The 23929-nt window shown below is 73.6% G+C and carries 21 protein-coding genes; 6 read left to right on the top strand and 15 right to left on the bottom strand.

Features of this window, described 5'->3' with window-relative positions; all coding sequences use genetic code 11:
• Nucleotides 1-346 precede the first annotated feature (346 nt).
• The gene (locus ACWAUO_RS03080; RefSeq protein WP_460772948.1) at nucleotides 347-1825 is read right to left on the bottom strand and encodes a peptide MFS transporter; all 1479 of its coding nucleotides are present in this window, start codon (nucleotides 1823-1825) and stop codon (nucleotides 347-349) included.
• A gap of 161 nt (nucleotides 1826-1986) precedes the next feature.
• On the opposite strand from ACWAUO_RS03080, the gene ACWAUO_RS03075 reads away from it, so the two are divergent.
• Nucleotides 1987-2661 (top strand): GNAT family N-acetyltransferase, encoded by a 675-nt coding sequence (locus tag ACWAUO_RS03075; protein ID WP_460773286.1) that lies wholly within the window; start codon nucleotides 1987-1989, stop codon nucleotides 2659-2661.
• A 20-nt stretch (nucleotides 2662-2681) separates the two neighbouring features.
• Nucleotides 2682-3113, top strand: a complete 432-nt coding sequence (locus ACWAUO_RS03070) for a DUF1801 domain-containing protein (protein ID WP_460772947.1) — start codon at nucleotides 2682-2684, stop codon at nucleotides 3111-3113.
• On the opposite strand, the gene ACWAUO_RS03065 is transcribed toward ACWAUO_RS03070, so the two are convergent.
• Entirely contained in the window at nucleotides 3097-4053 is a 957-nt protein-coding gene (locus tag ACWAUO_RS03065; protein WP_460772946.1) for an EamA family transporter, read from the bottom strand. The two genes, ACWAUO_RS03070 and ACWAUO_RS03065, sit on opposite strands and share 17 nt — an antisense overlap.
• Nucleotides 4054-4138: 85 nt before the next feature.
• Here ACWAUO_RS03065 and ACWAUO_RS03060 point away from each other — a divergent pair, with 85 nt between their 5' ends.
• On the top strand, nucleotides 4139-5029 hold the full coding sequence (locus ACWAUO_RS03060; RefSeq protein ID WP_460772944.1) for a LysR family transcriptional regulator: 891 nt from the start codon (nucleotides 4139-4141) through the stop codon (nucleotides 5027-5029).
• Nucleotides 5030-5031: 2 nt separating this feature from the next.
• Here the strand turns inward: ACWAUO_RS03060 and eccCa are convergent, their stop codons facing one another.
• The 10 genes from eccCa to ACWAUO_RS03010 form a co-directional block, all read right to left on the bottom strand.
• Nucleotides 5032-9003, bottom strand: coding sequence for a type VII secretion protein EccCa (gene eccCa, locus ACWAUO_RS03055; RefSeq protein WP_460772942.1), 3972 nt, complete (start codon nucleotides 9001-9003; stop codon nucleotides 5032-5034).
• Nucleotides 9000-10052: an RDD family protein gene (locus tag ACWAUO_RS03050; RefSeq protein ID WP_460772940.1), complete on the bottom strand. Its 1053-nt coding sequence runs from the start codon at nucleotides 10050-10052 to the stop codon at nucleotides 9000-9002. The genes eccCa and ACWAUO_RS03050 overlap by 4 nt, the downstream gene beginning before the upstream one ends.
• Nucleotides 10049-11413 carry a hypothetical protein gene (locus tag ACWAUO_RS03045; RefSeq protein WP_460772939.1) on the bottom strand — a complete coding sequence of 455 codons (1365 nt, stop codon included), beginning with the start codon at nucleotides 11411-11413 and terminating at the stop codon, nucleotides 10049-10051. Before ACWAUO_RS03045 ends, ACWAUO_RS03050 begins: the two co-directional genes overlap by 4 nt.
• An 81-nt stretch (nucleotides 11414-11494) precedes the next feature.
• Entirely contained in the window at nucleotides 11495-11785 is a 291-nt protein-coding gene (locus tag ACWAUO_RS03040; protein ID WP_460772937.1) for a WXG100 family type VII secretion target, read from the bottom strand.
• A gap of 1 nt (nucleotide 11786) precedes the next feature.
• Nucleotides 11787-12104 (bottom strand): WXG100 family type VII secretion target, encoded by a 318-nt coding sequence (locus tag ACWAUO_RS03035; protein WP_460772936.1) that lies wholly within the window; start codon nucleotides 12102-12104, stop codon nucleotides 11787-11789.
• A gap of 24 nt (nucleotides 12105-12128) precedes the next feature.
• Entirely contained in the window at nucleotides 12129-13409 is a 1281-nt protein-coding gene (locus ACWAUO_RS03030; protein WP_460772934.1) for a hypothetical protein, read from the bottom strand.
• Nucleotides 13406-14740, bottom strand: coding sequence for a S8 family peptidase (locus ACWAUO_RS03025; protein WP_460772933.1), 1335 nt, complete (start codon nucleotides 14738-14740; stop codon nucleotides 13406-13408). Before ACWAUO_RS03025 ends, ACWAUO_RS03030 begins: the two co-directional genes overlap by 4 nt.
• Entirely contained in the window at nucleotides 14737-15168 is a 432-nt protein-coding gene (locus ACWAUO_RS03020; RefSeq protein ID WP_460772931.1) for a hypothetical protein, read from the bottom strand. The genes ACWAUO_RS03025 and ACWAUO_RS03020 overlap by 4 nt, the downstream gene beginning before the upstream one ends.
• A gap of 88 nt (nucleotides 15169-15256) precedes the next feature.
• Entirely contained in the window at nucleotides 15257-15547 is a 291-nt protein-coding gene (locus tag ACWAUO_RS03015) for a WXG100 family type VII secretion target (protein WP_460772929.1), read from the bottom strand.
• Nucleotides 15548-15580: 33 nt separating this feature from the next.
• The gene (locus tag ACWAUO_RS03010; RefSeq protein ID WP_460772928.1) at nucleotides 15581-15895 is read right to left on the bottom strand and encodes a WXG100 family type VII secretion target; all 315 of its coding nucleotides are present in this window, start codon (nucleotides 15893-15895) and stop codon (nucleotides 15581-15583) included.
• A gap of 275 nt (nucleotides 15896-16170) precedes the next feature.
• Between ACWAUO_RS03010 and eccD the strand changes: the two genes are divergently transcribed.
• From eccD to ACWAUO_RS02995, 3 genes are read left to right on the top strand one after another with little or no spacing between them, the layout of a single operon-like run.
• A complete protein-coding gene (gene eccD / locus ACWAUO_RS03005; RefSeq protein ID WP_460772926.1) occupies nucleotides 16171-17511 on the top strand; it encodes a type VII secretion integral membrane protein EccD in 1341 nt (446 codons plus the stop codon).
• A 6-nt stretch (nucleotides 17512-17517) separates the two neighbouring features.
• Nucleotides 17518-18849, top strand: a complete 1332-nt coding sequence (eccB, locus tag ACWAUO_RS03000; RefSeq protein ID WP_460772924.1) for a type VII secretion protein EccB — start codon at nucleotides 17518-17520, stop codon at nucleotides 18847-18849.
• The gene (locus tag ACWAUO_RS02995; protein ID WP_460772922.1) at nucleotides 18846-20129 is read left to right on the top strand and encodes a S8 family serine peptidase; all 1284 of its coding nucleotides are present in this window, start codon (nucleotides 18846-18848) and stop codon (nucleotides 20127-20129) included. Before eccB ends, ACWAUO_RS02995 begins: the two co-directional genes overlap by 4 nt.
• 2 nt (nucleotides 20130-20131) lie before the next feature.
• On the opposite strand, the gene ACWAUO_RS02990 is transcribed toward ACWAUO_RS02995, so the two are convergent.
• From ACWAUO_RS02990 to menC, 3 genes are all read right to left on the bottom strand, one after another.
• Nucleotides 20132-21202, bottom strand: coding sequence for an FHA domain-containing protein (locus ACWAUO_RS02990; protein WP_460773285.1), 1071 nt, complete (start codon nucleotides 21200-21202; stop codon nucleotides 20132-20134).
• 109 nt (nucleotides 21203-21311) lie between these two features.
• Nucleotides 21312-22697: a glycine--tRNA ligase gene (locus tag ACWAUO_RS02985; RefSeq protein ID WP_460772921.1), complete on the bottom strand. Its 1386-nt coding sequence runs from the start codon at nucleotides 22695-22697 to the stop codon at nucleotides 21312-21314.
• A gap of 88 nt (nucleotides 22698-22785) precedes the next feature.
• Complete coding sequence (gene menC, locus ACWAUO_RS02980; protein WP_460772919.1) at nucleotides 22786-23919, bottom strand: o-succinylbenzoate synthase; 1134 nt, start codon at nucleotides 23917-23919, stop codon at nucleotides 22786-22788.
• Between the last annotated feature and the right edge of the window lie 10 nt (nucleotides 23920-23929).

The raw sequence follows: 23929 nt of genomic DNA, 5'->3' as shown, positions 1-23929 counted from the left end.
CCTGTCGCCGAGCCACCCCTCTTTCTGCGACCCACCCCCTTTTCTGCTGCAGAAGGAGGGGTGGCTCGCAGAAAAGGGGGTGGCTCGGCGTCGTCATGTTCGGTGTCGTGCACGCGGCGAGCGTCTCCGCGCCCCGCGCCGCGCGGACACAACTGCGGAGACGGTGCGCGACACGCCGTGCCCGCAGCATCCGTCCGCGGCGTGTCGGCGACGAACTCCGCAGTTGTGCACGCGGATGCTGCGCCCACCGCAGCCGCAGCCGCAGCCGCAGCCGCAACCGCAACCGCAGCCGCAGCCGCAGCCGCAGCAGCAGCCGCCGCAGCGGCAGCCGCAGCGCGGCCCGGGGTCAGCGCACCCCGCGCATGAGGGTCAGCACGGGCTTCACGCTCAGCAGCAGCGCGACCCCGAGGCCGATCGCGACGAGTCCGAGCACGCCGAAGTACGGCACCTCGTTCGCCGGGTCGTACAGCTGCGCGAGCGCGCCGGCGATCGCGGTGCCGAGCGCCACCGAGAGGAAGAACAGCGCGACCATCTGGGTGCGGAACACATGCGGCGCGAGCTTGGTGGTCACCGACAGGCCGATGGGGGACAGGAGCAGCTCCGCCACCGTGAACACGAACAGGATGCCGACGATCGCGAGGAGCGGGGTGGTGTTCGCCCCGCCGTCCGCCCACGGCAGGAACAGCAGGAACGCCGCGCCCATGATGATCGCCGCGAGTCCGAACTTCACGGGGGTCGACGGCTGCCGCTTGCCGAGCTTCGTCCACAGCGCGGCGAACACCCCGGACAGGATGATGATGAAGATCGGGTTGATCGACTGCACCCACGACACCGGCATCTCCCAGCCGAAGAGATCGCGGTTCAGCCGCTCGTCCGAGTAGATCGTGAGCACGGTGAACTGCTGCTGGTACAGCGACCAGAACCCGACGCTCACGATGAACAGCGGGATGAAGCCCACCACCCGGATGCGTTCGACCCGCTCGATCCGCTTCGACCCCAGGATCACCGCGAAGTAGGCGACCGCGGCGATCGCCGTGACCAGGATCACGACGTCGGCGAGGTTGTCGGCGCGGATGGCGCCGAGCAGCACGAGCGCGACGATCACGACCACGCCGGCGGCGGCGATGAGGATCCACCGCGTGTAGGCCGACCGCGGCAGCGGGTTGGGCACCTCCCGAGACGCCGCGGGGAGGCCGCGGCGGCCGATCGAGTACTGCACGAGCCCGATCGCCATGCCGACGGCGGCGAGCCCGAACCCCCAGTGGAATCCGAGCGTCGACTGCAGCAGGCCGGTCAGCAGCGGGCCGAGGAACGCGCCGAGGTTGATGCCGAGGTAGAACAGCGAGAAGCCCGCATCCCGGCGGATGTCCTGCTCGCCGTACAGCGTGCCGACCACCGCGGTGGCGTTCGCCTTCAACCCGCCCGAGCCGATCGCGACGAGGATGAGGCCGACCGCGACACCCGGGATCCCGGGGATCAGCGCGAGCGCGACGTGGCCCGCCATGATGACGATCGCACTGAAGAACAGCACCCGCTCCGGGCCCAGGACCCGGTCGGCGATCCAGGCACCGAGGATCGTCGCCAGGTACACCGACCCGCCGTACGCGCCGACGATGCCGGTGGCGACGGCCTTGTCGATCCCGAGGCCGCCCTCGCTCACCGAGTAGTAGAGGTAGATGAGCAGGATGCCCTGCATCCCGTAGAAGCTGAACCGCTCCCACATCTCCACCCCGAAGATGTGGGCCAGGGCGCGTGGCTGCCCGAAGAACCGGGAATCGGATGCTGCGGTGTCGTCTGCGTCTGCGGTGCGTACCTGGGTGCTCACTGACCTCAGGGTAGCGGCGCGGCCGACCCGCCCCGTGCACGGCCCGCCCGCACGAGTGCGCGGTCCGCCCGCACGGCGACGCACGGCCCGCCCGCGCACATGACGGCGCCCGACCGGAGCACACTGGGTGGGTGACCGACTCCGCACCCGTCCGCATCCGCATGATCGAGCACGTCGACCAGGTCCACACGGCGTCGGCGGTGCTCAGCGAGGTGTGGGGCGGCGACCGCACCGGCATGCCGCCGAACCTGCTCCGTGCCCTCGCCCACGCCGGCAACTACGCGGCCGCGGTGTACGACGGCGACCGCATGGTGGGGGCGTCCGTCGCGTTCTTCGCGGCCCCCGCCGAGCTGTCCATGCACTCGCACATCACCGGCCTGCTCGAGGCGTACCGGGGCAAGGGCATCGGACGGATGCTGAAGGCGCACCAGCGGGAATGGGCGCTCGCGCGGGGAATCCACCACATCACGTGGACCTTCGACCCGCTCGTCGCCCGCAACGCCCACCTGAACCTGGCCGTGCTGGGCGGGCGGGCCGCCGACTACCTGGTGGACCACTACGGCCCCATGGACGACGGGGTGAACCGGGGCGACGAGACCGACCGCATCCTCGTCGACTGGGACCTGACCACGCGCGTGCCCGCACCCGCCGCCGCCGACGTCGTCGCGGTGGTCGCCGTCCCCGACGACGTCGAGACGCTTCGCCGGACCTCGCCCGTCGACGCGGCCGCATGGCGTCGGCGGCTTCGCGACGAGCTCACCGGCCACCTTGCCGACGGGCTCCGGATCGGGGGTTTCGACGCCGACCGCGGCGGGTATCTGCTCGTGCGCGACTGAGTGCATGGCACACTGAACAGATGGAACGCACCGGCGCGGACGTGGCCACCGCCATCTCGAAGACGACTCCTGCCGCTCGCCGCCGTGACGCCGTCACGATGCACGACCTGCTGTGCGAGGTGACCGGCCGGGAACCCGAGATGTGGTCCGGCGGCATCATCGGCTTCGGCGCCTGCCATTACAAGTACCCCACCGGCAACCAGGGCTATTCGCCGATCATCGGCTTCGCGCCCCGGAAGACCGCGCTCACGGTGTACCTGCTGGACGGCGTCGGCACGTACGCGGCGGACCTCGCCGACCTCGGTCCGCACCGGACGGGGGTGGGGTGCCTCTACTTCCCCGACCTCACCGCGGTCGACCTCGACCGGCTGAGGACGATCCTCGACGCGTCGTACCGCAACATCCTCGCCGGCGGCTCCAGCGAGTACGCGGTCCTCACGCTCGTCGACTGAGCGGCGGTTCCGCACCGGCCGCCGGCGGTGACGCCCCGGCCGGTGACGCCGGCCCCGAGCCGCGCCGCCGGAGCAGACCCGTCGTGATCGCGACGCCCGCCAGCAGCACCACGCCCCCGACCACCTCGGTGACGGTGGGCGTCTCGCCCAGCACGACCCAGGCCGCGACGATGCCGACCGGCGGGACGAGCATCGTGAACGGCACCACGGCGGATGCGGGGTGCCGAGCGAGCAGCGTGTTCCAGATCCCGTAGCCCACGAGGCTCGCCAACCACGCGGTGTAGGCGGTGGACAGCAGCTGCGGCACGGTGAGGTGCGTGAGCGCGAAGCCGACCGCATCCGGCCCGTCGACGAGGAGCGACAGCCCGAGCATGGGCACCGGGACCACGAGCGCCGACCAGACCGTCATCGACAGTCCGGAACCGCGGCGGGCGGCTCCGGGCGCCCCGCCGGCCCGCCGGGCGATGACGTTGCCGAGCGCCCACGATGCCGCGGCCGCGATGCACACGAGGAAGGCGAGGACGGGGGTGTGCGCGCCGCTGCCGGCGCCCACGACCACGAGCCCGCCGACGCCGACCGCGACGCCGAGCGCCTGCCGCCCGGTCGGGGCCTCGCGGAGCGCGAGCGCGGCGAACAGCACGGTGAACACCACCTGGGCCTGCAGCACGAGCGAGGCGAGCCCCGCCGGCATGCCGAGCGCGAGCGCCGTGTAGAGGAGCCCGAACTGTCCGAGACTCATGCACAGGCCGATCAGGAGCACGTCGCGCATCCGTGCCGCGGGGCGGGGGACGAAGAAGACCGCGGGCACGATGACGGCCGTGAACCGCAGCGCCACGAACAGCGTGGGCGGCATCCCCTCGAGTCCCAGGTCGATCACCACGAAGTTCACGCCCCAGATGAGCGCGACGAGGACGGCTGCGAGCGCGGAACGGAGGGGCACGGGTCCATGCTGGCCGGACGCGACCGTGCAGCACCAGCGCACATTCCTTCACGCCATCCGGTGCCGGACGTGCATGATGGGGGCCATGATCGATCTCGCGGCCGTCGACGCGCTCCTCGCCGTCTCCCGTACGGGCACCGTGCACGGTGCCGCGGCCGAACTCGGCTTCACCCCCTCCGCCGTCTCGCAGCAGGTCAAGCGCCTGGAGCGCGACCTCGGGGCGCGGCTCCTCGACCGTGCCGGTCGTGGCGTCGTGCTCACGGCGGCCGGTCGGCGGGTCGTCGAGGAGGGGCAGGCGCTGCGCGAACAGGTCGAATCGCTCCGCTCGCGCCTCCACGACGCGCAGGCCCGGCCGACCGGCACGATCCGGCTCGGCACGTTCTCGACGGCCGCCCGCGGCATCCTGCCCGGGATCCTGGTCGCGGTGCGCGACCGGTACCCCGACCTGCGCGTGACGGTCCAGGAGCAGGACCCGTGGGATGCGGTGGCGGCGGTCGCCGCGGGGACGCTCGACATCGCGCTCGTCCACCACTGGGAGGGTGTCGGGCTGACGATGCCGCCGAGCCTTCGCAGCGAGGAGCTCTTCCGCGACGTCGCCGACGTCCTGGTCCCGGCGGGCGACCCGCTGGCCGGACGGCCCGCGGTCGTCCCCGCCGACATCCGCGACCGGATCTGGGCGTGCACCCCGGACGGCACGATCTGCCACGAGTGGTTCTGCCACATGTTCCGGGGTGAGGCCCAGCCGCCGCGCATCGACTACCGCTGCCTCGAATTCGCCTCGCAGATCGAGCTCGTCGCGGCCGGACTCGCGGTCGCCCTCGTCCCGCGGCTCGGCCGGGGGCGACTGCCGGAGGGCGTGGTGGCCGTGCCGGTGGAGGACCCGGTGCCCACCCGGCCGGTCACGCTCGTGTGGCGTGCCACCATGACCGAGGCCCCGGCCGTGCGCGCGATCCGGGAGCTGCTGCGTCCTCGCTGACGTCAGTGCACCGACGGCGGCAGCGCGAGCTGCGCGGCGACGAGCCCCTTGTCGCGGCTGATGATCTGCGCGCGCCCCGGCACCGACGGCACCGGCTTCACCCGGCCGATCAGCGCGCCCTCCTCCGGGTTGCCGCCGAGCAGGATGCCGGTGACACCGAGATCGGTGAAGCGCTGGATGATCGGGTCGTACGCGGCGCGGCTGGCGCCACCGGTCCGCCGGGTGAGGATGACGTGCAGGCCGAGGTCGCCCGCCTGGGCGAGGAGCGGCTGCAGCACCGCGATCGGGTTGCCCTGACTCGTGGCGACCAGGTCGTAGTCGTCGACGAGGATGAACCCCTCCGCGCCCTTCCACCAGCTGCGCTCCCGCAGCTGCTGCGGCGTGATGTCCGGGCCCGGGATGCGGCCGGAGAAGAACGCCGCGAGCTCCGACATGCCGCCCGACGCCATCTCGTGCGAGGTCAGGTAGGCGCCCAGGTACTGCTCCGGGATCTCGCCGAGCAGCGCCCGCCGGTAGTCGACGACGAAGATCTTCGCCTCGTCCGGGCCGTACAGCCGCGTGATCTCCTGCGCGACCCCGCGCAGGAACGACGACTTGCCCATGCCCGCGTCGCCGTAGAGGTAGAGGTGCGACTCGGAGCGGAGGTCCACGCCGAACGGTGCGAGCTGCGCCTCGTCGACGCCGAGCAGCAGACGGCGGTCGTCCGGTCCGGCGAGCGAGCGGAGCTCCTCGAGCGCGAGGTGCTCCGGCAGGAGCCGCAGCTTGGGCGCCGCCGGCCCCGTCCAGGCCTCCCGCATGCGGTCGACCATCTCGTCGACGCCGTCGACGAGACTCGCCGGGTCGCCGTCGCCGTCGATCCGCGGCAGGGCGGACAGCATCTGCAGCTTCGCCGCGCTGAGCCCGCGGCCGGGCTGGCCGGTGGGCACGTTCGCGGCCTGCTTGCGGTCGATCTCGGAGTCCGACGGGTCGCCGAGGCGCAGCTCGAGCCGTGTCTGGATGAGGTCCTTCAGGCTCGCCCGGATCTCCAGCCACCGGTTCGCGGTCACGATCACGTGCACGCCGAAACTGAGGCCGCGCGCGGCGATGGTCTGCACGCGCGTCTCGAGCGCCTCGTACTCGCCGCGGAGGGTCGCCCAGCCGTCGACCACGAGGAACACGTCGCCGTAGCCGTCGTCCACGAGGCCGCGGGCACGGCGCTGCCGGTAGGTGTCGATCGAGTCGACCCCGTTCGCGCGGAAGTACTGCTCGCGCGCGTCGATGATCGACTCCACCTCGGCGACCGTGCGGCGCACCGCCTCCGCCTCGGTGCGGGTCGCGACGCCGGCGATGTGCGGGTGGCGCTGCATGCCGGTGAAGCTGCCGCCACCGAAGTCGAGCACGTAGAACTGCGCCTCGAGGGGGGTCGTGGTGAGCGCGAGCGCGGAGACGAGCGTGCGGGCCATGGTCGACTTGCCGCTCAGGGGCGACCCGACGATCGCGACGTGTCCGGCGGCGCCGCCGAGCGAGACCACGAGCTGCTCGCGGCGCTGTTCGAGCGGCACGTCCACGATGCCGAGCGGCACGGTGAGGGCACCCGCCGCACGCCAGGCCGCCGACACCAGCCCGAGCTGCGGGTCCACCGCGAGGTCGGGCATGAGCTCGTCGAGGGTGGCGGGGTCGGCGAGCGGCGGCAGCCACACCTGGTGCGCGGCGGGGCCGCGACCGGCCATCCGGTCGACCGCGATCTGGAACGTCGAGCGCTCCTCCGCGGGCGCCGCCGGCTCCTCCTCGACGACCGGGGCCGAGGTCTCCTCGATCTCGGCGAGCGGCTGCGGTGCGGCGGTGAACAGCTCGATCTCCGTCGACGCGTCCGGTGCGTCGCCGGCGCGTTCGGTCCGGCGACGCAGCGTCGTCTTCGGGGTGCCGGAGACGTAGGCCGCCTTGAACTGCAGCAGGTTCTCGGTGTCGGCCTTGAGATACCCGACGCCCGGTTCCTGCGGCAGCGTGTACGCGTCGGGGGTGCCGATGATCGTGCGCGACTCGGCCGCCGAGAAGGTGCGCAGACCGATCCGGTAGGACAGGTAGGTGTCCAGCCCGCGGAGCTTGCCCTCCTCGAGACGCTGCGAGGCGAGCAGCAGGTGCACCTGCAGCGAGCGGCCCACGCGGCCGATGTTGATGAAGCTCTCCACGAACTCCGGCTTCGCGGCGAGGAGTTCCGAGAACTCGTCGGCCACGATGAGCAGGGCGGGCAGCGGCTCCAGGTCGGTGCGCCCGCCGCGGCGGGCCTTCTCGTAGTCGAGCACGTTCGCGAAGTTGCCGGCCGCGCGCAGCAGCTCCTGGCGCCGCACGATCTCACCCTGCAGCGCGTCCTGGAAGCGGTCGACGAGGGCGAGCTCGCTGCCGAGGTTGGTGATGACCGCGGAGACGTGCGGCATCCCGGCCATACCGGCGAAGGTCGCACCGCCCTTGAAGTCGACGAGCACGAAGTTCAGCTGCTCGGGGGAGTGGGTGAGCGCGAGTGCGAGCACGAGCGTGCGCAGCACCTCGGACTTGCCGGAGCCGGTGGCGCCGATCATCACCCCGTGCGGGCCCATGCCCTGCTGCGCGGCCTCCTTGAGGTCGAGCACGAGTGGGGCGCCGTCGGTCGTCTGCCCGATCGGCACGCGCAGCCGGTCGCGTTCGAGCCTGCCCGACCAGGCGCGGTCGAAGTCGATCTCGCGCACGTCGGGGAGCCCGAGTAGCTCGACCAGTTCGCGCTGGCCCTGCTGCACCCCGGCGGTCTCCGCGAGCGCGGCCGGGTTCGACGAGAGCGGCATGAGCCGTCGCGCGGTCGCCTCCACCTCGGCGATGGATGCGGCGTCCGCCGTGAAGGGCACGCTGCCGTTCGCGAGGTCGATGAGCTCGGCCCGGGCGTCCGCGGCGTCGGCGGCGGGCAGCGCGATGCGCAGCACCGCCGGGTTCTCGAGCTCCGCCCAGCGGGAGGGCAGCTCCACCACGGTGACGCCCAGCATCCCCTCGTCGCCCACCACGGGGTCGCCGATCGGGAGGCGGACGCCGTCGACGACGAGCACCACGTGGGGGGTGGCGCCGCCGCCGCGACCGAACCGCGGCCGCTCGCGCAGGCTCGCGGGCAGGAGCTCCTCGAGCTCGTCGAGCGAGGACGCGAGGAGCCGGGCGGGCCCCAGGCGGTCCTCGCCGCGGGCCGACATGGCGTGCGGAAGCCACTTGATCCAGTCCCACGCCGGTTGCTGGTCGGCGCCGGCGAGCACCGCGATGACGACGTCCTCCGGGTCGTGCAGGGTCGCGATCCCCGCGAGCATCGAGCGGGTGAGCGCCCGCACCGCCTCCTCGTCGGGGCCGACCACCTCGATCTTCGCGTGATCGGTCAGCCGCACGCCCAGGGGCAGGTCGGGCTGGATCTCGTGCGTGAGCATGAACCGGTGCGCGGCGGATGCGGCGACCGGGTCGAGCTGGGCGAGCGGCGGCAGCTCGGGGGCCTCGAGCGTGACGCACAGCGGCTGGTCGGATGTGCCGATGCGGGTGAGGAGGAAGTGCTCGTCCCCGGGCTGGCGCTCCCACACGCGGGTGCGCTCCTCCGCGAGGAACGGCAGCGCGGACGGCGCGGGCGTGATCCAGGCGGCGTGGCGTCGCTGCTTCTTCGCCGCGGTGCGCACGGTCTCGCGCAGATCCGACAGGTACGCCAGGTACTCGCGCCGGTTGCCGAGCACCTGCGCGGTGCGCTGCGACCGCTGCCGCCAGCCGTTCACGGCGACGAAGCCGAGGGAGGACAGCAGGAACATGCCGCCCGTGATGAACCCGGTCGGGCCGGCGTTCGAGATCGTCACCATCACGATCGCGCCCACGCTGCCGAGCATCGGCAGCAGCGACGTGAGCAGGCTCGATCCGCCTTCGTTGGGCACGAGCTCCGGCGGCGCCTGCACGACGATGCGGCCGCTGGGGACGGCGGGCGGGGCGAGACGTGGTCCCTTGCTCACTCGGCGGCTCCCATCAGTCGGCTCACGGTGAAGGTGCGGTTCCCGATCCGGACCCGGTAGCCGTCGTCGACGCGGACGCGGAGTCCTGGCGGGACGGGGCGGGTGGAGCCGTCGTCGTCGACGAGCTCGGTGCCGTTCGTGGACTCCAGGTCGGTGACCCACAGGCCGCCGCGGTCGTACTCCAGCCGCAGGTGGTCCTTGGAGACGCTCGCGTCCGGGTCCTCCACCGGCACGAGATGGTCGGACTCCTCCGACCGGCCGGGGTTGCGGCCGAGCACGGCGGCGTGCCGCAGGCTCAGGCGTTCGCGCTGACCGGTGTCGAAGATGAGCAGCAGCGCGCCGGTCGCGTCGTCCGGCACCTGCGCCGACGGGGCGGATGCGGCCGGCCCGGCGGCGACCGGCACCGCCCCTTGCGGCGGTTGCTGCGGTGTGCCCCAGGCGGGCGCGGGCGGCGCGGGCGGTGCGGGCGCCGCCACGGGCTCCGGCGTCCGGGCGGCGATCGGGCCGCGGGCACCGGTGGAGGCGACCACCGCCGGGGTCCAGGGTCGGGCGACGACCGTGGGTTCGGGCGCCGACATCGGGGCGGCCGCCGCCACCGCGCCGCGTCCACGCTCGCGCGCGGTCGGCTTGGGCGGGGCGGCGACGACGACGGTCTGCGACGCACGGTCGGCCCACGAGCGGCGCGCACGGCCCCGGTCCCAGGCGCCCGAGGCCTCCACGATCCAGGCGCCCACCCCGAAGACGAGGCCGCCGAGCGCGACGAGCGAACCGCGGACGAAGGCGCGGCCGGCGCCGGGGGAGTACGGCGCGTCCTCGCGGCTGACCCGCAGCCGCAGCATCGCCTTGCCCGGACTCGTCCCGGCGCGCGACTGCAGGATCCACAGCGCCAGCACCGCCTCGGCGGCCAGCAGCATCCCGAACCACGGTGAGCCCGTGACGAGCCAGACGGCCACGCCGACGACGACCACGATCGCGGCGTCGATCGAGAACGCGGCGACGCGGGCGCCGACCGTGGCGGGCTCCCCGGTGAACTGCGGCGGCAGGCTCATGCCATCACCCCTCGGAGGACGTCGATGATGTCGGCGGCCAGGAGGCCGGCCGGCAGGGACAGCGCGACGGCGAGCCATTCGAAGGCGTCGCCGAGGCGCGACCAGAAGAGCGACCGTGCGCCGCGGGCGACCGGCACGACCGTGAACGCGACCGCGGCACCCACGGCGAGGCACGCGACCGCGGCGACCACGAGCGCGTCGGCGTCGACGATCCTCGTGAGGGCGAGCGCGGCGACGAGGACGACGACGGATGCGGCGGCCCGGGGGAGCCACCGCAGGACCGGCGCACCGTAGCGTCGGGCGCCGAGCAGCAGCGCGAGCACGGAGGTCGCGACGAGGGCGATGCGGCCGGCCAGGACGAGCGGGTCCGAGCCGTCGAAGCCGGGCAGCGCGGCGGGCGCCGCAAGGCCCGCGGCCGTGCACAGCAGCACGGTGCCGGCGATGAGCCGGCCGGTCGACCTGGCGACGAGGCGCTTGGCGTCCGACGCGCCGATGCCGTGCACCTCCTCGGGGAGCTGCTGACGCACGCTCCAGCGCGTGGTCTGGTAGCGCGCGTAGTCGATGAACAGCCCCGGCGGCACCTCCATGAGCCCGGCGAGCAGCACCCGGAGCGCCACCGGGGTGAGCCCGAGCGTGATCGCGGCGGCGCCTGCGGCGGGAAGCCCCGTGACGAGGGCGAGCCCCCACACGCCGGCGAGCACGAGCAGGGTCGTGGTCCCGGCGGTGAGTGCCGCGTGGAGGCCGGGCGGGCGGGCGACGAGGCCGAGCACGCCCGCGGTGACGGCGGCGCAGACGAGTCCGGCGAACACGGCGAGCACGTCGGCGGCCGCGGGCAGCTGCGGCACCGCGAGCGCGCCGGTGGCGAACGCGAGCGAGAGGAGGGCGAGCAGGGTGGCGGCCGCGCCCCTGCGGTCGTCGCGGGCGCGCCAGGCGTAGGGCACCCCGGCGGCGACGGTGGCGAGTCCGGTGAGGCCGGCGAGCCAGGTGTGCGCGGTCGCAGGGAGCGCGCCGGGGGCGAGGACCGCCACCGCAGCGAGCAGCAGCGCGACGGCGCACACCGTCCACCAGGCGGCGGCCGCATCCGTCCCCTCCCGGCGTGCGATCGGGCGCCCGCGCCGACGGGTGGGGCCCGGGGTGAGATCGACGAGTGCGAGGACCGCGCCGTCGGTGAGGTCCTCGGCGCGGGTGAGGGTGCTGACCTCGCGGCCGTCCGGCTCGAGGAGCACCTCCCGGCCGGGACGCACGCGCACACCGAGACGCGCGAGCGCCTCGGTGAGGGTGGCGTCGAGCGGCAGGCTCAGGTCGTGGCGGTCGGTGCCGTCGACGATCGCCAGGCGTCGCCGCTCCGTGAGCGTCCCCATGTCCTCACCGTCCCCCCGACAGCATCCCGATACCCGACGATCCCACGTCGGATGCGGCGCGGCCCCGGCCCGCGTCCGCGCTCACCGCTGGAAGAGCTTCGCGGACCGCTTGTCCGTCTCCACGTAGTCGTCGCCGATCCGCTCCGTCGCCTGCGCGATGTTCGCGAGCACCGTCTTCATGTGCGCGAACGTGAGCGACCACTCCCGCTGGGCCACGTCGTACGCGGCCTGCGCGGCACCGTCCCAGTTGCCGCGCAGCCGGGCGACCTCCTGTTCGAGGCCGGCGAGCACCGCCTCGATGTGCTGACTCTCCTGCTTGAGCGAGGCGGCGGCGGCGCTCAGCGCCGCGGGGGTCACCTTGAGATCGGTCATCTCACTCGCCTCCCATCATCGACCCGAGTCCGGAGATCGTCTGACGGTGGGCGTCCTCCACCGCGACCTGGTCGCCGTGCGTGGCGCGGAGCGCCTCCTGCAGATGCACGAGCGTCCGGTTGATCCGGTTCGCGCCGGTGGTCCACTCCGTCATGAGCTCACGGTAGGCCTTCGCGGCGTCGCCCGACCAGGCGGACTGCAGGTCCTCCAGTTCGTTGCGGACCCGGGCCGTGCTCGCGGCGATGTCGGCGTGCGCGCCGGACACCGCCTCGGCGCCGCGCAGCAGCGCGCCCTCGGTGGCTGAGATCTTCTTCGTCATCGCTCGTCTCCTCGTCCGCCCACGTCAGTCGCGGCCGCCCGCGCCCGCGTTCTCCGACAGCGGGCCGAACTCCTCGTCGTCCTCGAGTCGCGGGGCGATCGGCCCACCCAGGCCGCGACCGCGTCCGCGCTTGCGCTCCGAACCGGTGCCGCGGGCGCCCTGGGCGCCCTGGCCGCCGCCGCCCACCATGCCGCCGGGGCCGCGTCCGGCCTCCGCGCCGCCGGCGCCGCCCGCCGCGCCCGCCATGCCGCGTGCGCCGAGCAGGCCGCCCGAACCGGTGCCCGCGTTCGGGGCAAGTCCGCCGCCGCGCAGGCCGCCCGTGCCGCCGACACCGCCGACGCCGGCCATCCCACCGGCGCCGCCCGCCCCGGTGAGGCGCGCGATCGCAGCCGCGCCGACACTGGAGAGCTTGCCCAGACCGCCGAGCGCCGCCGCGCCGCCGGCCCCCGCGATGAGGCCGCTGGTCATGCCGCCGCCGCCGAGAAGGCCTCCGGCGCCACCCCCGATCCCACCGATCCCACCCGTACCGGGGGTGCCGGTCACGGGGCCCTCGGGGGTCGGGATGACCACGGGCACCCCGGGGGGACGGGGGATGGTGATGTCGGTGGGCGTCCCATTGTCGATGACCTGCCCGGTGCCGGTGATGACGGCATAGCCCGTCCCGCCGTTGCCGACCGGGGCGTCGTGGCCCGGGAACTGCGGGAAGCTGTCGGTGGGGATGCCGGGGCCGCCGGGCCCGCCGGGGCCGCCGGGACCACCGGGGTTCCGTGGGTCGTCGGCGTCGGTGAAGTAGGAGCTCGGCGGATCGGGGATCTCCGCGCGCGCAGCGTCGATCTCGGCGGTGACGGCGCGGACGGCCTCTCGCGCCTCCTCCTCGCGCTTGTTGCCGAAGAAGTTGTTGAGGGCGGAGATCGCGCCCTCCCCGACCACGACCGCGACCGGGCCGACCACGACCGTGGCGCCGATCTCGGCACCGCGGATGAGGGCGGTCTGCTCGGGGCTGAGCGAGCCGGCGCCGAGACGCTGCAACGCCTCCTTCGCGGTGGCCTGCGCTTCGTTGACCCGCGTGATCGCCTTGGGGAGGTCGTCGGTGAGGTAGTCGATGAGCTTCTGCGTCTCGGTGCGCGCGTCATCGAATGAGGCGCTCGCCTCGTCGCCCGCCGAACCGACCAGACCGGGCTCGGAGGAGACGGTCTTCAGCAGCGTCTGCAGCTGGTCGAGCGAGGTCCTCGCCTGCCCGGCGTGCGGGAGGTCCCACTCCTTGCCTTCGGCGATCGCCCGTAGCTGCTCTTCCCAGTTGCTCATTGCGTGCTCCTCGCTCGCTGGGTGCGGTTCTTCCTCGAGATGACGACGGTGACGACGACACCGGCGACCAGGACCACCGCGACCACGGCGATCACCGCCACCACCGCTCCGGACCCGCCGGTGTCACCGGCGTCGCCCGCGCCCGCAGCGGGTTCGCTCGACGGCTCCTCGGTGGGTTCCAGCGCCGCGGCGGCTGCGGCGAACTGCTCGTCGGTCGGCTCGCCGGTGGAGGCCGTCGAGTAGCTCTTGTCGAGCAGCGGGTTCACGTCGTCGTACTGCGTCGGATCCACCCGCAGCATGTGGCTCAGCGACGCGAGTCCGTAGCCGAAGCCGCTCTCGTCGTCGAACGCGAGCTCGTGGTCGTCCGCGCCGGTGTTGTGGATCAGCGACTGGAGCAGCTGGTTCCCGGTCGCCTCCGGGTACTTCTGCTTCGTCGCGGCCAGCATGCCCGCGACGAGCGGGGTCGCGAGGGAGGTGCCGCCGGTGTGCCCGACCGCGTTCCAGTCGCCGCCGGTGCCGAGGATGGAGAAGTCGAGGCCGGCGGCGACCACCGTGGTGCCGGAGACCTTGTTGGGGATGTTCCAGGTGGTGTTGATCGGCAGTTCGCGTTCGCGGTTCATCGCGTTGACCGCGACCACGCCCCGGTAGCCCCACGGGAAGAACTGGGCGGTGTCGAACTCGCCCGGGTTGGGCACCGCGCCGACGAGGACGATGCCGCGGGCCACGGCCTCGGCGACCACCTCGGCGTCGCTCGTCTCCTCGCCGACCAGGGGGCCCAGCCCGAAGGACATGTTCACGATGTCGGCACCGGCGTCGATCGCCTGGCGCAGGCCCCAGCCGAGCTGGCTGATGCCGCCCGCCTCGGGCGGCGTCTGACACGTGTTGTTCTGCGAGCCCTCCGGCTCGTTGCCGTACCCGAGGAAGAGCACCTCCGCATCCGGGACGATGCCGCGGATGCCGGCGGCGCCCTCGCCGTTCCCGACGAGCAGGGCGGTCGTGTTGGTGCCGTGCTGCGAGCCGGCGTTGAACTCCGTCGTGGCGGGCTCACGGCCCACGCACAGCGACTCGCCGACCGTCAGGTCGGCGTCCGCGAACACCGGCAGGTCGGGGTTGATCTGCGTGTCGATGACCGCGATCTTCACGCCCTCGCCGGTCCACCCCTCGGCGTGGTTCGTCTCGACCTGGTACAGGTCGTACCACCACTGGCCCTCATCGCCCGTGGTCGTGGCGGCGGCGGGTGCCGCCCCCGCGCCGAGGACCATGGCCAGGAGCGCCGCGCCCGTCGCCGTCGCGCGGGGGGTGCGCCGCGCCCGTGTGCGATGCCCGATCACAGGTCGTTCGCCGTGCCGCCGCCGTCGGCGCCGGACGCCGACGTCCCCGAGCCGGACGCGCCCGTCGACCCGGACGACCGGGACCCGCCGTTCCCGGGTCCGGTGGTGATGGCGGACTCGAGGAAGATCGTGGCCCGGGATGCGGCCTGGTCGCCCTCGGCATCCGTCTCGGCGAGCGATTCCGCGGCCGCGTTCAGGGTGTCGGCGTTCTGGGCGACGAAGTCGCGGACGCCCTCGATCATGGTCGCCAGGCGGAAGGAGACCTCCTTCAGCCGCGCCGTGCAGTTCTGCTGACCGGGGGTGCTGCCGCCGCCCTCCACCTCGCGGACCTCGCTCGAGGCGGGCAACTCGGCGGCCTGGTCCTGCATCGCCTTGATGTTCTTGGCGAGGATCGTCAGGTCGTACCCGATGGCTGCGACGTTGATCATCGTGCGTCTTCCCCCGTGGAGTGTGGAACCGGGTGCGGGCCGGGGTCGGATGCGAGCATCACGACCCCGGCCCGGCGGGATGTGTCGGTCAGAGTGCGAAGCGTCCCGCGGCGGACTTGTCGGTCGAGACGTAGCCCTGCGAGATCTGCTCGGTCTTCGAGGAGATCTGCTCGAGGAGAGCCTGGAGCGCGGTGAGCGACTGGGCCCACTTGCGCTGGGCCTCGTCGTAGGAGTTCTGCGCCTCACCGTTCCAGGAGGCGCGGAGCTTGCCGACCTCGGACTCGAGCTGCTCGAGCTGGGACTTGATCCCCGCGGCGCCGTTGCGGATCTGCCCGGCGAGGGCGATGACCTGCTCGGGGCGGACGGACATGGACTGCATATCGGAATCCTTTCTTCGCCTGCGCCGACGGCGTCAGGAGCCCATCATCGAGGTGAGGCCGGCGATGGTCTGCTGGTGCGACTCCTCGGACGCGGCCTGGTCGCGCTCGGTGCCCTTCAGCGCGTCCTCCAGCGAGACGAGCACCTCGTTGAGCTTCGTCGTCTCCTCGTTCCAGCGCTGCATGAGCTGGGTGTAGGCGCCGGCTGCGGCACCCGTCCAGAACCCGGCGACCTGTTCGATCTCGCCGCGCACCTTCTTCACCTGCTGGTCGATTCCCGCCTTCGCGGTGTTGACTGCCTCGGCGCCGCGCTTGAGCGCGCCCTCTTCGGCGGAGATCACATCTGCCACGACATCCCCCTCTTCCTGTGCGATGGGTCGTGATGGCCGCCGAGCATAACCTCGGGCGGAGCAGGTCGTCCGGGCCTACCGCGTTCCACGCTAGGTGTGGTAATTCCGCTGTGACGACGGAAAGGCCCGGTTGTGGATGAAAGTTCTCTCACGGAAGCCACATGTCCACAGGGTGGCCGCCCGTCGGCGAGGTGGCGCGGAGGCGGCGGTTTAGACTGACCGCTCGCACCGTGTCCGTCACCGCGTCCGGTCGAAACTCGAGGGGGATCCGCATCGTGGTCCAGACGATCGCCACGTCACGCTCACTGCTGCGGATCTCGATCCAGAGCGAGGGCAGGAGGCTCGACATCGGCGTGCCCGCCCAGGTGCCGCTCATCGAGTTCATGCCCGGGTTCGCCCGCCGGCTCGGGGTGCTCGACCCCACCATGACCACGAACGGCTACGCGCTCGTCACCGCGGACGGACGCACCCTCGACCCGGCCCAGGGCGCCGCGGCGCAGGGCGTGGAGGACGGCGACGTGCTCACCCTCGCACGCGGCGGGCTGGTCACCCAGCCGCGCGTGTACGACGACATCGTCGAGGCGGTCATCGACGCGACCGCCGAGCAGGCGCGGCCGTGGAGCCCGCAGGACAACGCCCGCACCGCGCTCGCCGCGAGTCTCACGCTGCTCGGCGTCTGCGCCGTGCTGCTCCTCGCCGTCGGTCCGGGGCTCGGTCTCGGCCCGCTCATCGCCGGGGGCGGAGCCGTCGTCCTGCTCGTGGTCGCGGCGGTCGTCGCCCGCATGGGCCAGCACGAGGCCGGGCACGGGCTCGGCATCGCCGCCGCCGTCTTCGCAGGCCTGGCCGGCTACCTCGCGGGCCCGGTCGGCGGCTCGCTCTGGGGTGCGCCGCTCGCGCTCGCCGGGCTCGCCGCGCTCGTGTGCGCCGGGGTTGCGATGGCGCTCATGCCGGCCGACGCCGAGGTGCAGCTCGTCCCGCTGGTCGTCGCGGCCGTGCTCGCGGTGTCCTCCGGCATCGCCGCGCTCATGCCCGGCGCCGAGGCCACGGTGTACGCGCTCACGATCGCCGTGATCGGCACGCTCGGCGGTGCACTGCCGTGGCTCGTGCTGAGCTCCACCCGCATCCGGGTGATCTCGCCGCAGAGCGACGCGGAGATGTTCGCCGATCCGGTGCCGATCGATCCCGAGGACGTCCGGCGCCGCGCGGCACGGGGGCGGCGGATGCTGGTGTGCCTGCGGCTCGCATCCGGGTTCGTGCTGCTCGCGGCCATCCCCCTCGTCGCGACGGAGGGTGCGGTCGGCGCGGCCCTGTGCCTGCTGGCCTCGCTCGTCATGATGTTCCCGTCGCGCCAGGCGTACTCGCGTGCCAGCGTGCTCGCGGTGATGGGCGTCGGCACCGCAGGACTCGCGGCGACCGGCCTCACCGTCGCCTTCGCCCAGCCGGACCTGCGGGTCGCGCTGACGGTCGTGGTCGCCGTCGCCACCGCGATCGTCGTCACGCTCACGATCCTGTCGCCGCGCGCCCGGATGCGGCTCACCCGCCTCGCCGACACCGCCGAGCTGGTGGTGCTCGCGCTCCTCCTGCCACTCGGCGCCGTCGTCGCCGGATGGGCCTGATCGCCGATGGCGACCAAGAGCGACCTCATCGAGGCGCAGAACTTCTCCCGCCGACGGCTCCTCACGGCGTTCGTCAGCGGGGCGCCCGGCGGCAAGGAGCTCGAACCGACGGCGCCGCTTCGCGCGGTCATCGCGGCGATCGCGCTGACGGTGGGCGTCGTGCTCGTCGGCGTGTTCTACGGACTCATCCGGCCGGGACTGCCCTCCGGCTGGGACAACGGCAAACTCATCCTCGTCTCCGACACCGGGGCGCGGTTCGTGACCATCGAGGGCGGGCTGCATCCGGTCATCAACACCGCGAGCGCCAGGCTGCTCCTGCCGGCGAGCGGGTTCGAGGTCATCACGACCGACCAGCAGAACCTCGCCGGGGTCAGCGTGGGCGAGACGCTCGGGATCGTCGGCGCCCCCGACGAACTCCCGGCACCCGACCGGCTGCGCAACAGCGGCTGGAGCGCGTGCGTGACGGACGACGTCGACCTCGCCGTGCGCGTCGGCGGCAAGGCCCCTCGCACGACCGACGGCGCGGTGGTCGTCGAGGTCGACGGCGACCGCTACATCGTGGCGGGCGACCGCGCGTTCCCGGTCGCGGCCGACGCCTCCGACGCGGTGCTCCGCGCCGCCGGCATCACCGCCCTCAGCCCGGTCGAGGTGTCCGCGCAGTGGCTCAACCTCTTCGTGGCCGGGACGCCGCTGGAACCGATCACGGTCGACGCCGCGGGGGAGCGGGTGGACGGAACCGACCTGCGCGTCGGCGACGTGGTCCACATCCGCAGCACCCCGGACGACGAGCGGCTCCTCGTGCTCCCGGACGGCACCCTCGCCGACCTCACCCCGCTCGCCTGGCGCCTCTACCAGCTGGGCGACGGCGCGGAGCTCGAGGGCGTGGTGGAGGTCAGCTCCTCCGCGATCGCCGACATCCCGTCGGCGGCCACCGCCGCCGGCGGCGCGGACTGGCCCGCCGACGGCTTCACCGCGCTGCCGGCCGAGCAGCGGCCGTGCGCCGTGCTCGACGGCTCGGTCCCCGGCGGCCGCACGCTCCTCGCCGGACAGGACGCGCAGACGCCGGTGGCCCCGGGCGTCGAGGTCGCTGCCGGTCGCGGCGCGCTCGTCGACGCCGGCGGCCGGGGCGACCAGCGCGCCGGCATCCTCACCCTCGTCGACGAGACCGGTACCGCGTTCCCCGTCCCGGGCGCGACCGAGGAGACGGTCAACCGGCTCGGGTACGACATGGACGACGCCGGCGCCGCGCCGCAGGGCTGGATCGCGCTGTTCCAGACCGGTCCCGCGCTGACGGAGGAGGCGGCAGGCACGTCGCCCGGCCGGGGCGACGACGGATGACCCGCAGAGCGGTCGCCGCCGGGGCGGTGCTCGGCATGCTCCTGCTCGGGATCGCCGTCCCCGCGCACGCGGAGACGAGCGGAGAGTGCGACGGGTCGACCCGCATCGACCGCGAGGCGCCCGCGCTGCAGATGCTGCAGCGCGACCTCGCGTGGGGTGTCACGCGTGGCGCCGGCGTCACGGTCGCCGTGGTCGACTCCGGCGTCGGCTCGAATCCGCACCTCACCGGGGCGGTGACGGGCGGGACGAACCTGGTCCCGGACGGCGCCGATCCCGCCGGACGGACCGACGACTACGGCCACGGCACCGCCATCGCCGGCCAGATCGCGGCGCGGGAGATCGCCGGATCGGCCGTGGTCGGACTCGCCCCCGAGGCCGCCGTGCTGCCCGTCCGCGTGTACGCCGGGGTCGAGCAGCAGCAGCGCGAGGCCGGGCTCGGGCCGACGACGGAACGGCTCGCACAGGGCATCCGGTACGCCGCCGACCAGGGTGCGCAGATCATCAACGTCTCGCTGAGCGCACCGGCCGCCGACCCGGCCGTCACCGAGGCCGTCGCGTACGCGACCGCGCGCGGTTCGCTCGTCGTGGGCAGCGCGGGCAACCGCGACGGCACGATCGCCGTCGACGAGGACGCCCGCGAGGACGGCCCCCGGTACCCGGCGGGCGACCTCGGTGCACTCGGCGTGGCGGCGTCCGACCTCGACGGCGTCGTCGGCGACGCGAGCATCCACGGCCCCCACGTGGCCGTCGCGGCACCCGGACAGATGGTGCTCACCACGGCGGTGACGGGTGGGGACTGCTTCTTCGCCCCCGACGTGCCGATGACGAGTTACGCGAGCGGGTACGTGGCGGCCGCTGCGGCGCTCGTGGCCGCCGCGCACCCGGACGAGACCCCCGCGGAATGGGCCTACCGGCTGCAGGCGAGCGCCGTGCGGGCCGACCCCGACGCGCGGGACGACGCCGCCGGATGGGGCGTCGTGCAGCCGTACGACGCGATCATGCTCGCGCCCGGCCCCGGCATCCGCGGTCCGGAACGACCCGACGGGGCGGATGCGGCGTCCGCCCGGGACGACGCCACCGCCGCGCCGCTCGTCGTGGCGGACCGCCCGCCCGCCGACGCGGCCGCGATCGCGTGGGGCGGGGCGGCCGCGGTGGGCGGACTCGTGCTGCTCGGCGCGGTCGGGGCGCTCGGCGCGGCGGCGGCGCGGCGGCGCGGGACGATCGGCACGACCCCGGCCGGCCGTGGCGGCCTCTACGGCGAGCCCGCGGCGGAGGACTGAGCTCAGCCGACGCGACGGAGGCGCAGCACCGCGTCACCGAGACGGAACCGCTCGGCGACCGGCGTCGCCACTCCCGCGGCGGGGGTGCGGCCCACATCCTCCGCGTCGCCGGCGAGCGTGACGCCGTTCGTCGAGTCGAGGTCGGTGACGGTCCACTCGCGACCGGTCCATTCCAGGCGTGCGTGCCGCTTCGAGACGGTCCGCGTGGTGTCGAAGACCGCGACGACCTGCGCGTCGCCCTCGGGCTGCGGATTGCGGCCGAGCACGATCACACGGGCGGTCAGCGCGACCGCGTCGCCGGTGGGGAGCACGAGCTCCCAGCCCGCGGGGGCGCGGACGATCGCGGTCGCGTCGTCGACCTCGGCACGGCGGCGGGCGGCCGCGCGGCGGGTGAGCGGCTGCGCGTCCTCGGCCGGCACGGCGGAGGCCGGAGCGGCGGAGGACGGCACGGGCGGCGCAGCGGCCGCCGCAGCCGGTGCAGGGGGTGCGGGCGGGGCGACCGGAGCGGGTGCGGATGTCGCAGGGGCGGCCGCAGCGGGCGCGGGCGCCACGGGGGCAGCCGGCGCGGGGGACGCCGCAGCCGCTGCGGTCGGCGCGGGGGCCGCCGGCGGCAGTGGCGGAGAGGACGGACGCTCCGCCGCCTGCGGGCGCGCGCCGGCACCGCGCGCGGGTGCGCGCGTCCCCGCGGGGACGGGCAGCGGTGTGCGCGCCTGCTCTCGCCGGGGTGCGGCGAGGAGGGTGGCCCACAGCGGGGGCAGCAGCACGGCGAGCGCGACAAGCCCGTCCGGGCGCTCGTCCGCGCGGCCGATCCGTGCGGCCGCGACCGCCTTGAGCACGATCGCGTAGAGGTTCACCAGGGGGACCAGCAGCAGCGCCGCCTTCACCGGGTCCTCGCGGCCGAGACGCAGTACCTCCGCCTCGTTCAGCACGGGGACCCAGGCACGCCACGGCTCGGTGTCACGGGCGGCGAACACCCGGCTGAGGGCGAGCGCGTACCAGACATGCCACGCGCCAACGATCGCGAGCGCGAACAGGGCGGCGCCCGCCCACAGGGTCACGGCGACGGGCGACATCACGGGCACGGTGCTCTCCTCGAACGGTGTGCCTCCGACGTTAGCGCGGACGCGCGCTCACCTGCGGGGGCTTGTGGGCAACCCGCGCCGGTGTCCGGGAAAGCCCCGGTCAGGCGCCCCGCAGCCGCTCCGCGAGGTAGGCGTGCAGGCCCTCGAGGGGCACCCGCTCCTGGCCCATCGTGTCGCGGTCGCGGACGGTGACGGCGTCGTCCTCGAGCGAGTCGAAGTCGACGGTCACGCAGAACGGCGTGCCGATCTCGTCCTGACGGCGGTACCGGCGGCCGATGGCGCCGGCGTCGTCGAAGTCGACGTTCCAGTGGCCGCGGAGGTCCTCTGCGACCTTGCGCGCCAGCGGCGAGAGCCGCTCGTTGCGGCTCAGCGGCAGCACGGCGACCTTCACCGGCGCGAGGCGCGGGTCCAGCTTCAGCACGGTGCGGGTGTCGGTGCCGCCCTTCGCGTTCGGCACCTCCTCCTCCACGTACGCGTCGACGAGGAACGCCATCATCGACCGGGTGAGCCCGAAGGACGGCTCGATGACGTACGGGGTGTAGGTCTCGCCCGACGCCTGGTCGAAGTACGACAGCTTCTGGCCGGACGCCTCCGCGTGGCTGGAGAGGTCGTAGTCGGTGCGGTTGGCGACGCCCATGAGCTCGCCCCACTCCTTGCCGGGGAAGCCGAAGCGGTACTCGACGTCGATCGTGCCGGCCGAGTAGTGCGCGCGGTCCTCCTCGGGCACGTCGTACCGGCGCATGTTCTCCGGGTCGACGCCCAGGTCGATGAACCAGTTCCAGCAGGCCTCGACCCAGTGCTTGAACCACTCGTCGGCCTCGGCCGGCGGGGTGAAGAACTCGATCTCCATCTGCTCGAACTCCCGCGTGCGGAAGATGAAGTTGCCGGGGGTGATCTCGTTGCGGAACGACTTGCCCACCTGGCCGATGCCGAACGGGGGCTTCTTGCGGCTCGCGGTGAGCACGTTCGTGAAGTTCACGAAGATGCCCTGCGCGGTCTCGGGGCGGAGGTAGTGGAGGCCCGACTCGTCGTCGACGACGCCGAGGTACGACTTCACGAGGCCGGAGAACGCCTTCGGCTCGGTGTACTGGCCCTTGGTGCCGCAGTTGGGGCACGGCACGTCGGCGAGGCCGTTCTCGGCGGCGCGGCCCTTGCGTGCCTCGAAGTCCTCGAGGAGGTTGTCGGCGCGGAACCGCTTGTGACAGTGCAGGCACTCCACGAGCGGGTCGGTGAACGTGGCCACGTGGCCGGAGGCCTCCCACACGCGCTTGGGGAGGATGATCGAGGAGTCCAGGCCCACCATGTCGCCGCGGCCGCGTACGAAGGTCTGCCACCACTGCCGGCGGATGTTCTCCTTCAGCTCGGTGCCGAGGGGGCCGTAGTCCCATGCGGAGCGGGAACCGCCGTAGATCTCACCGGCCTGGAACACGAACCCGCGGTGACGGGCGAGGGCGATGACTTTGTCGAGACGGGACTGCTCGGCCACGGTGGCTCCAATGGTCGGATGAGAGCGGGTGAGGGCGGCGCGGACGGGCGCCGCGGCATCCCACGATTCTACCCGTCGGCCTTTCGGCTCATCGGCGCAGGGTCTCGCGGGCGACCGTGAAGCCGTCCAGCGCGGCGAGGTCGATCTCGACGCCCAGGCCCGGGCCGGTCGGCACCCGCACGTGCCCGTCCTCGAGCACGGCGGGCTCGGTCACGATGTCGCGCGCGTAGAAGCGGTCGGATGCGGACACGTCGCCCGGGAGCGTGAAGCCCGGGAGTGCGGCCAGCGCGGCGTTCGCCGCCCGGCCGATGCCGGTCTCCAGCATCCCGCCGCACCACACCGGCACCCCCGCATCCCGGCAGAGGTCGTGGATGCGGACGGCCTCGAGGTACCCGCCGACCCGCCCGGCCTTGATGTTGATGACGGAGGTGGCGCCGAGCGCGAGCGCGTCGGCGGCGGCCTTCGCCGAGGTGATCGACTCGTCGAGGCAGACCGGTGTGCGAAGCCCCGCGGCGAGGGCCGCGTGGTCGACGATGTCATCCTCCTGCAGCGGCTGCTCGATGAGGAGCAGGTCGAAGCGGTCGAGTTCGGCGAGCACGTCGGCGTCGGCGAGCGTGTAGGCGGAGTTCGCGTCGACCTGCAGCGGGATCGCGCCGAACGCGTCGCGCACCGCGGCGGTCTCGGCGACGTCCCGTCCTGGCTTGATCTTGATCTTGATGCGCACGTACCCCTCGTCGAGGTACGCGCCGACCGTGCGCACGAGCGCGGCGGGGTCGGCCTGGATGCCGACCGAGACACCGCTCGGCACCCGGTCGTGCACCGCGCCGAGGTACTCACCCAGCGAGCGCCGCTGCGCGCGGAGCGCCGCGTCGAGCACCGCGAGCTCGAGCCCGGCCTTCGCCATCCGGTGCCCGACGAAGGGGCGGAGCGTCGCTGCGACGTCCTCCGGCGCGAGCGTGTGCGCGTCCAGGAGCGCCGGGACGAGCCAGCGCAGCGAGACGTCCCAGGCCGCCCGGGTGTACTCGCTGGAGTACAACGGGGCGGCCTGCGTGACGATCTCACCCCATCCGTCGCCGTCGGCGGTGAGGGCGCGCACGACGATCACCTCGCGCACCGTCTCGGTGCCGAACGACGTGGTGAACGGGCTCACCAGCGGGATGTGCAGCACCCGCAGCTCGACGCCCTCGAGCGTGACGGATGCGGCGGGCTCACGGATCGGCATGCCGTCACCC

The sequence above is a fragment of the Microbacterium sp. GXF7504 genome (assembly GCF_054798235.1).
Note: the sequence above shows the minus strand (reverse complement) of the source record. Positions and strands in the feature narration are given on the sequence as shown.

What these genes read in the sequence shown, in the direction of transcription:
- ACWAUO_RS03075 (WP_460773286.1), top strand. Translation starts at nt 1,987, where the DNA reads ATGATCGAGCACGTCGACCAGGTCCACACGGCGTCGGCGGTGCTCAGC.
- ACWAUO_RS03070 (WP_460772947.1), top strand. Translation starts at nt 2,682, where the DNA reads ATGGAACGCACCGGCGCGGACGTGGCCACCGCCATCTCGAAGACGACT.
- ACWAUO_RS03060 (WP_460772944.1), top strand. Translation starts at nt 4,139, where the DNA reads ATGATCGATCTCGCGGCCGTCGACGCGCTCCTCGCCGTCTCCCGTACG.
- ACWAUO_RS03050 (WP_460772940.1), bottom strand. Translation starts at nt 10,052, where the DNA reads ATGAGCCTGCCGCCGCAGTTCACCGGGGAGCCCGCCACGGTCGGCGCC.
- ACWAUO_RS03045 (WP_460772939.1), bottom strand. Translation starts at nt 11,413, where the DNA reads ATGGGGACGCTCACGGAGCGGCGACGCCTGGCGATCGTCGACGGCACC.
- ACWAUO_RS03040 (WP_460772937.1), bottom strand. Translation starts at nt 11,785, where the DNA reads ATGACCGATCTCAAGGTGACCCCCGCGGCGCTGAGCGCCGCCGCCGCC.
- ACWAUO_RS03035 (WP_460772936.1), bottom strand. Translation starts at nt 12,104, where the DNA reads ATGACGAAGAAGATCTCAGCCACCGAGGGCGCGCTGCTGCGCGGCGCC.
- ACWAUO_RS03030 (WP_460772934.1), bottom strand. Translation starts at nt 13,409, where the DNA reads ATGAGCAACTGGGAAGAGCAGCTACGGGCGATCGCCGAAGGCAAGGAG.
- ACWAUO_RS03020 (WP_460772931.1), bottom strand. Translation starts at nt 15,168, where the DNA reads ATGATCAACGTCGCAGCCATCGGGTACGACCTGACGATCCTCGCCAAG.
- ACWAUO_RS03015 (WP_460772929.1), bottom strand. Translation starts at nt 15,547, where the DNA reads ATGCAGTCCATGTCCGTCCGCCCCGAGCAGGTCATCGCCCTCGCCGGG.
- eccB (WP_460772924.1), top strand. Translation starts at nt 17,518, where the DNA reads ATGGCGACCAAGAGCGACCTCATCGAGGCGCAGAACTTCTCCCGCCGA.
- ACWAUO_RS02995 (WP_460772922.1), top strand. Translation starts at nt 18,846, where the DNA reads ATGACCCGCAGAGCGGTCGCCGCCGGGGCGGTGCTCGGCATGCTCCTG.
- ACWAUO_RS02990 (WP_460773285.1), bottom strand. Translation starts at nt 21,202, where the DNA reads ATGTCGCCCGTCGCCGTGACCCTGTGGGCGGGCGCCGCCCTGTTCGCG.
- menC (WP_460772919.1), bottom strand. Translation starts at nt 23,919, where the DNA reads ATGCCGATCCGTGAGCCCGCCGCATCCGTCACGCTCGAGGGCGTCGAG.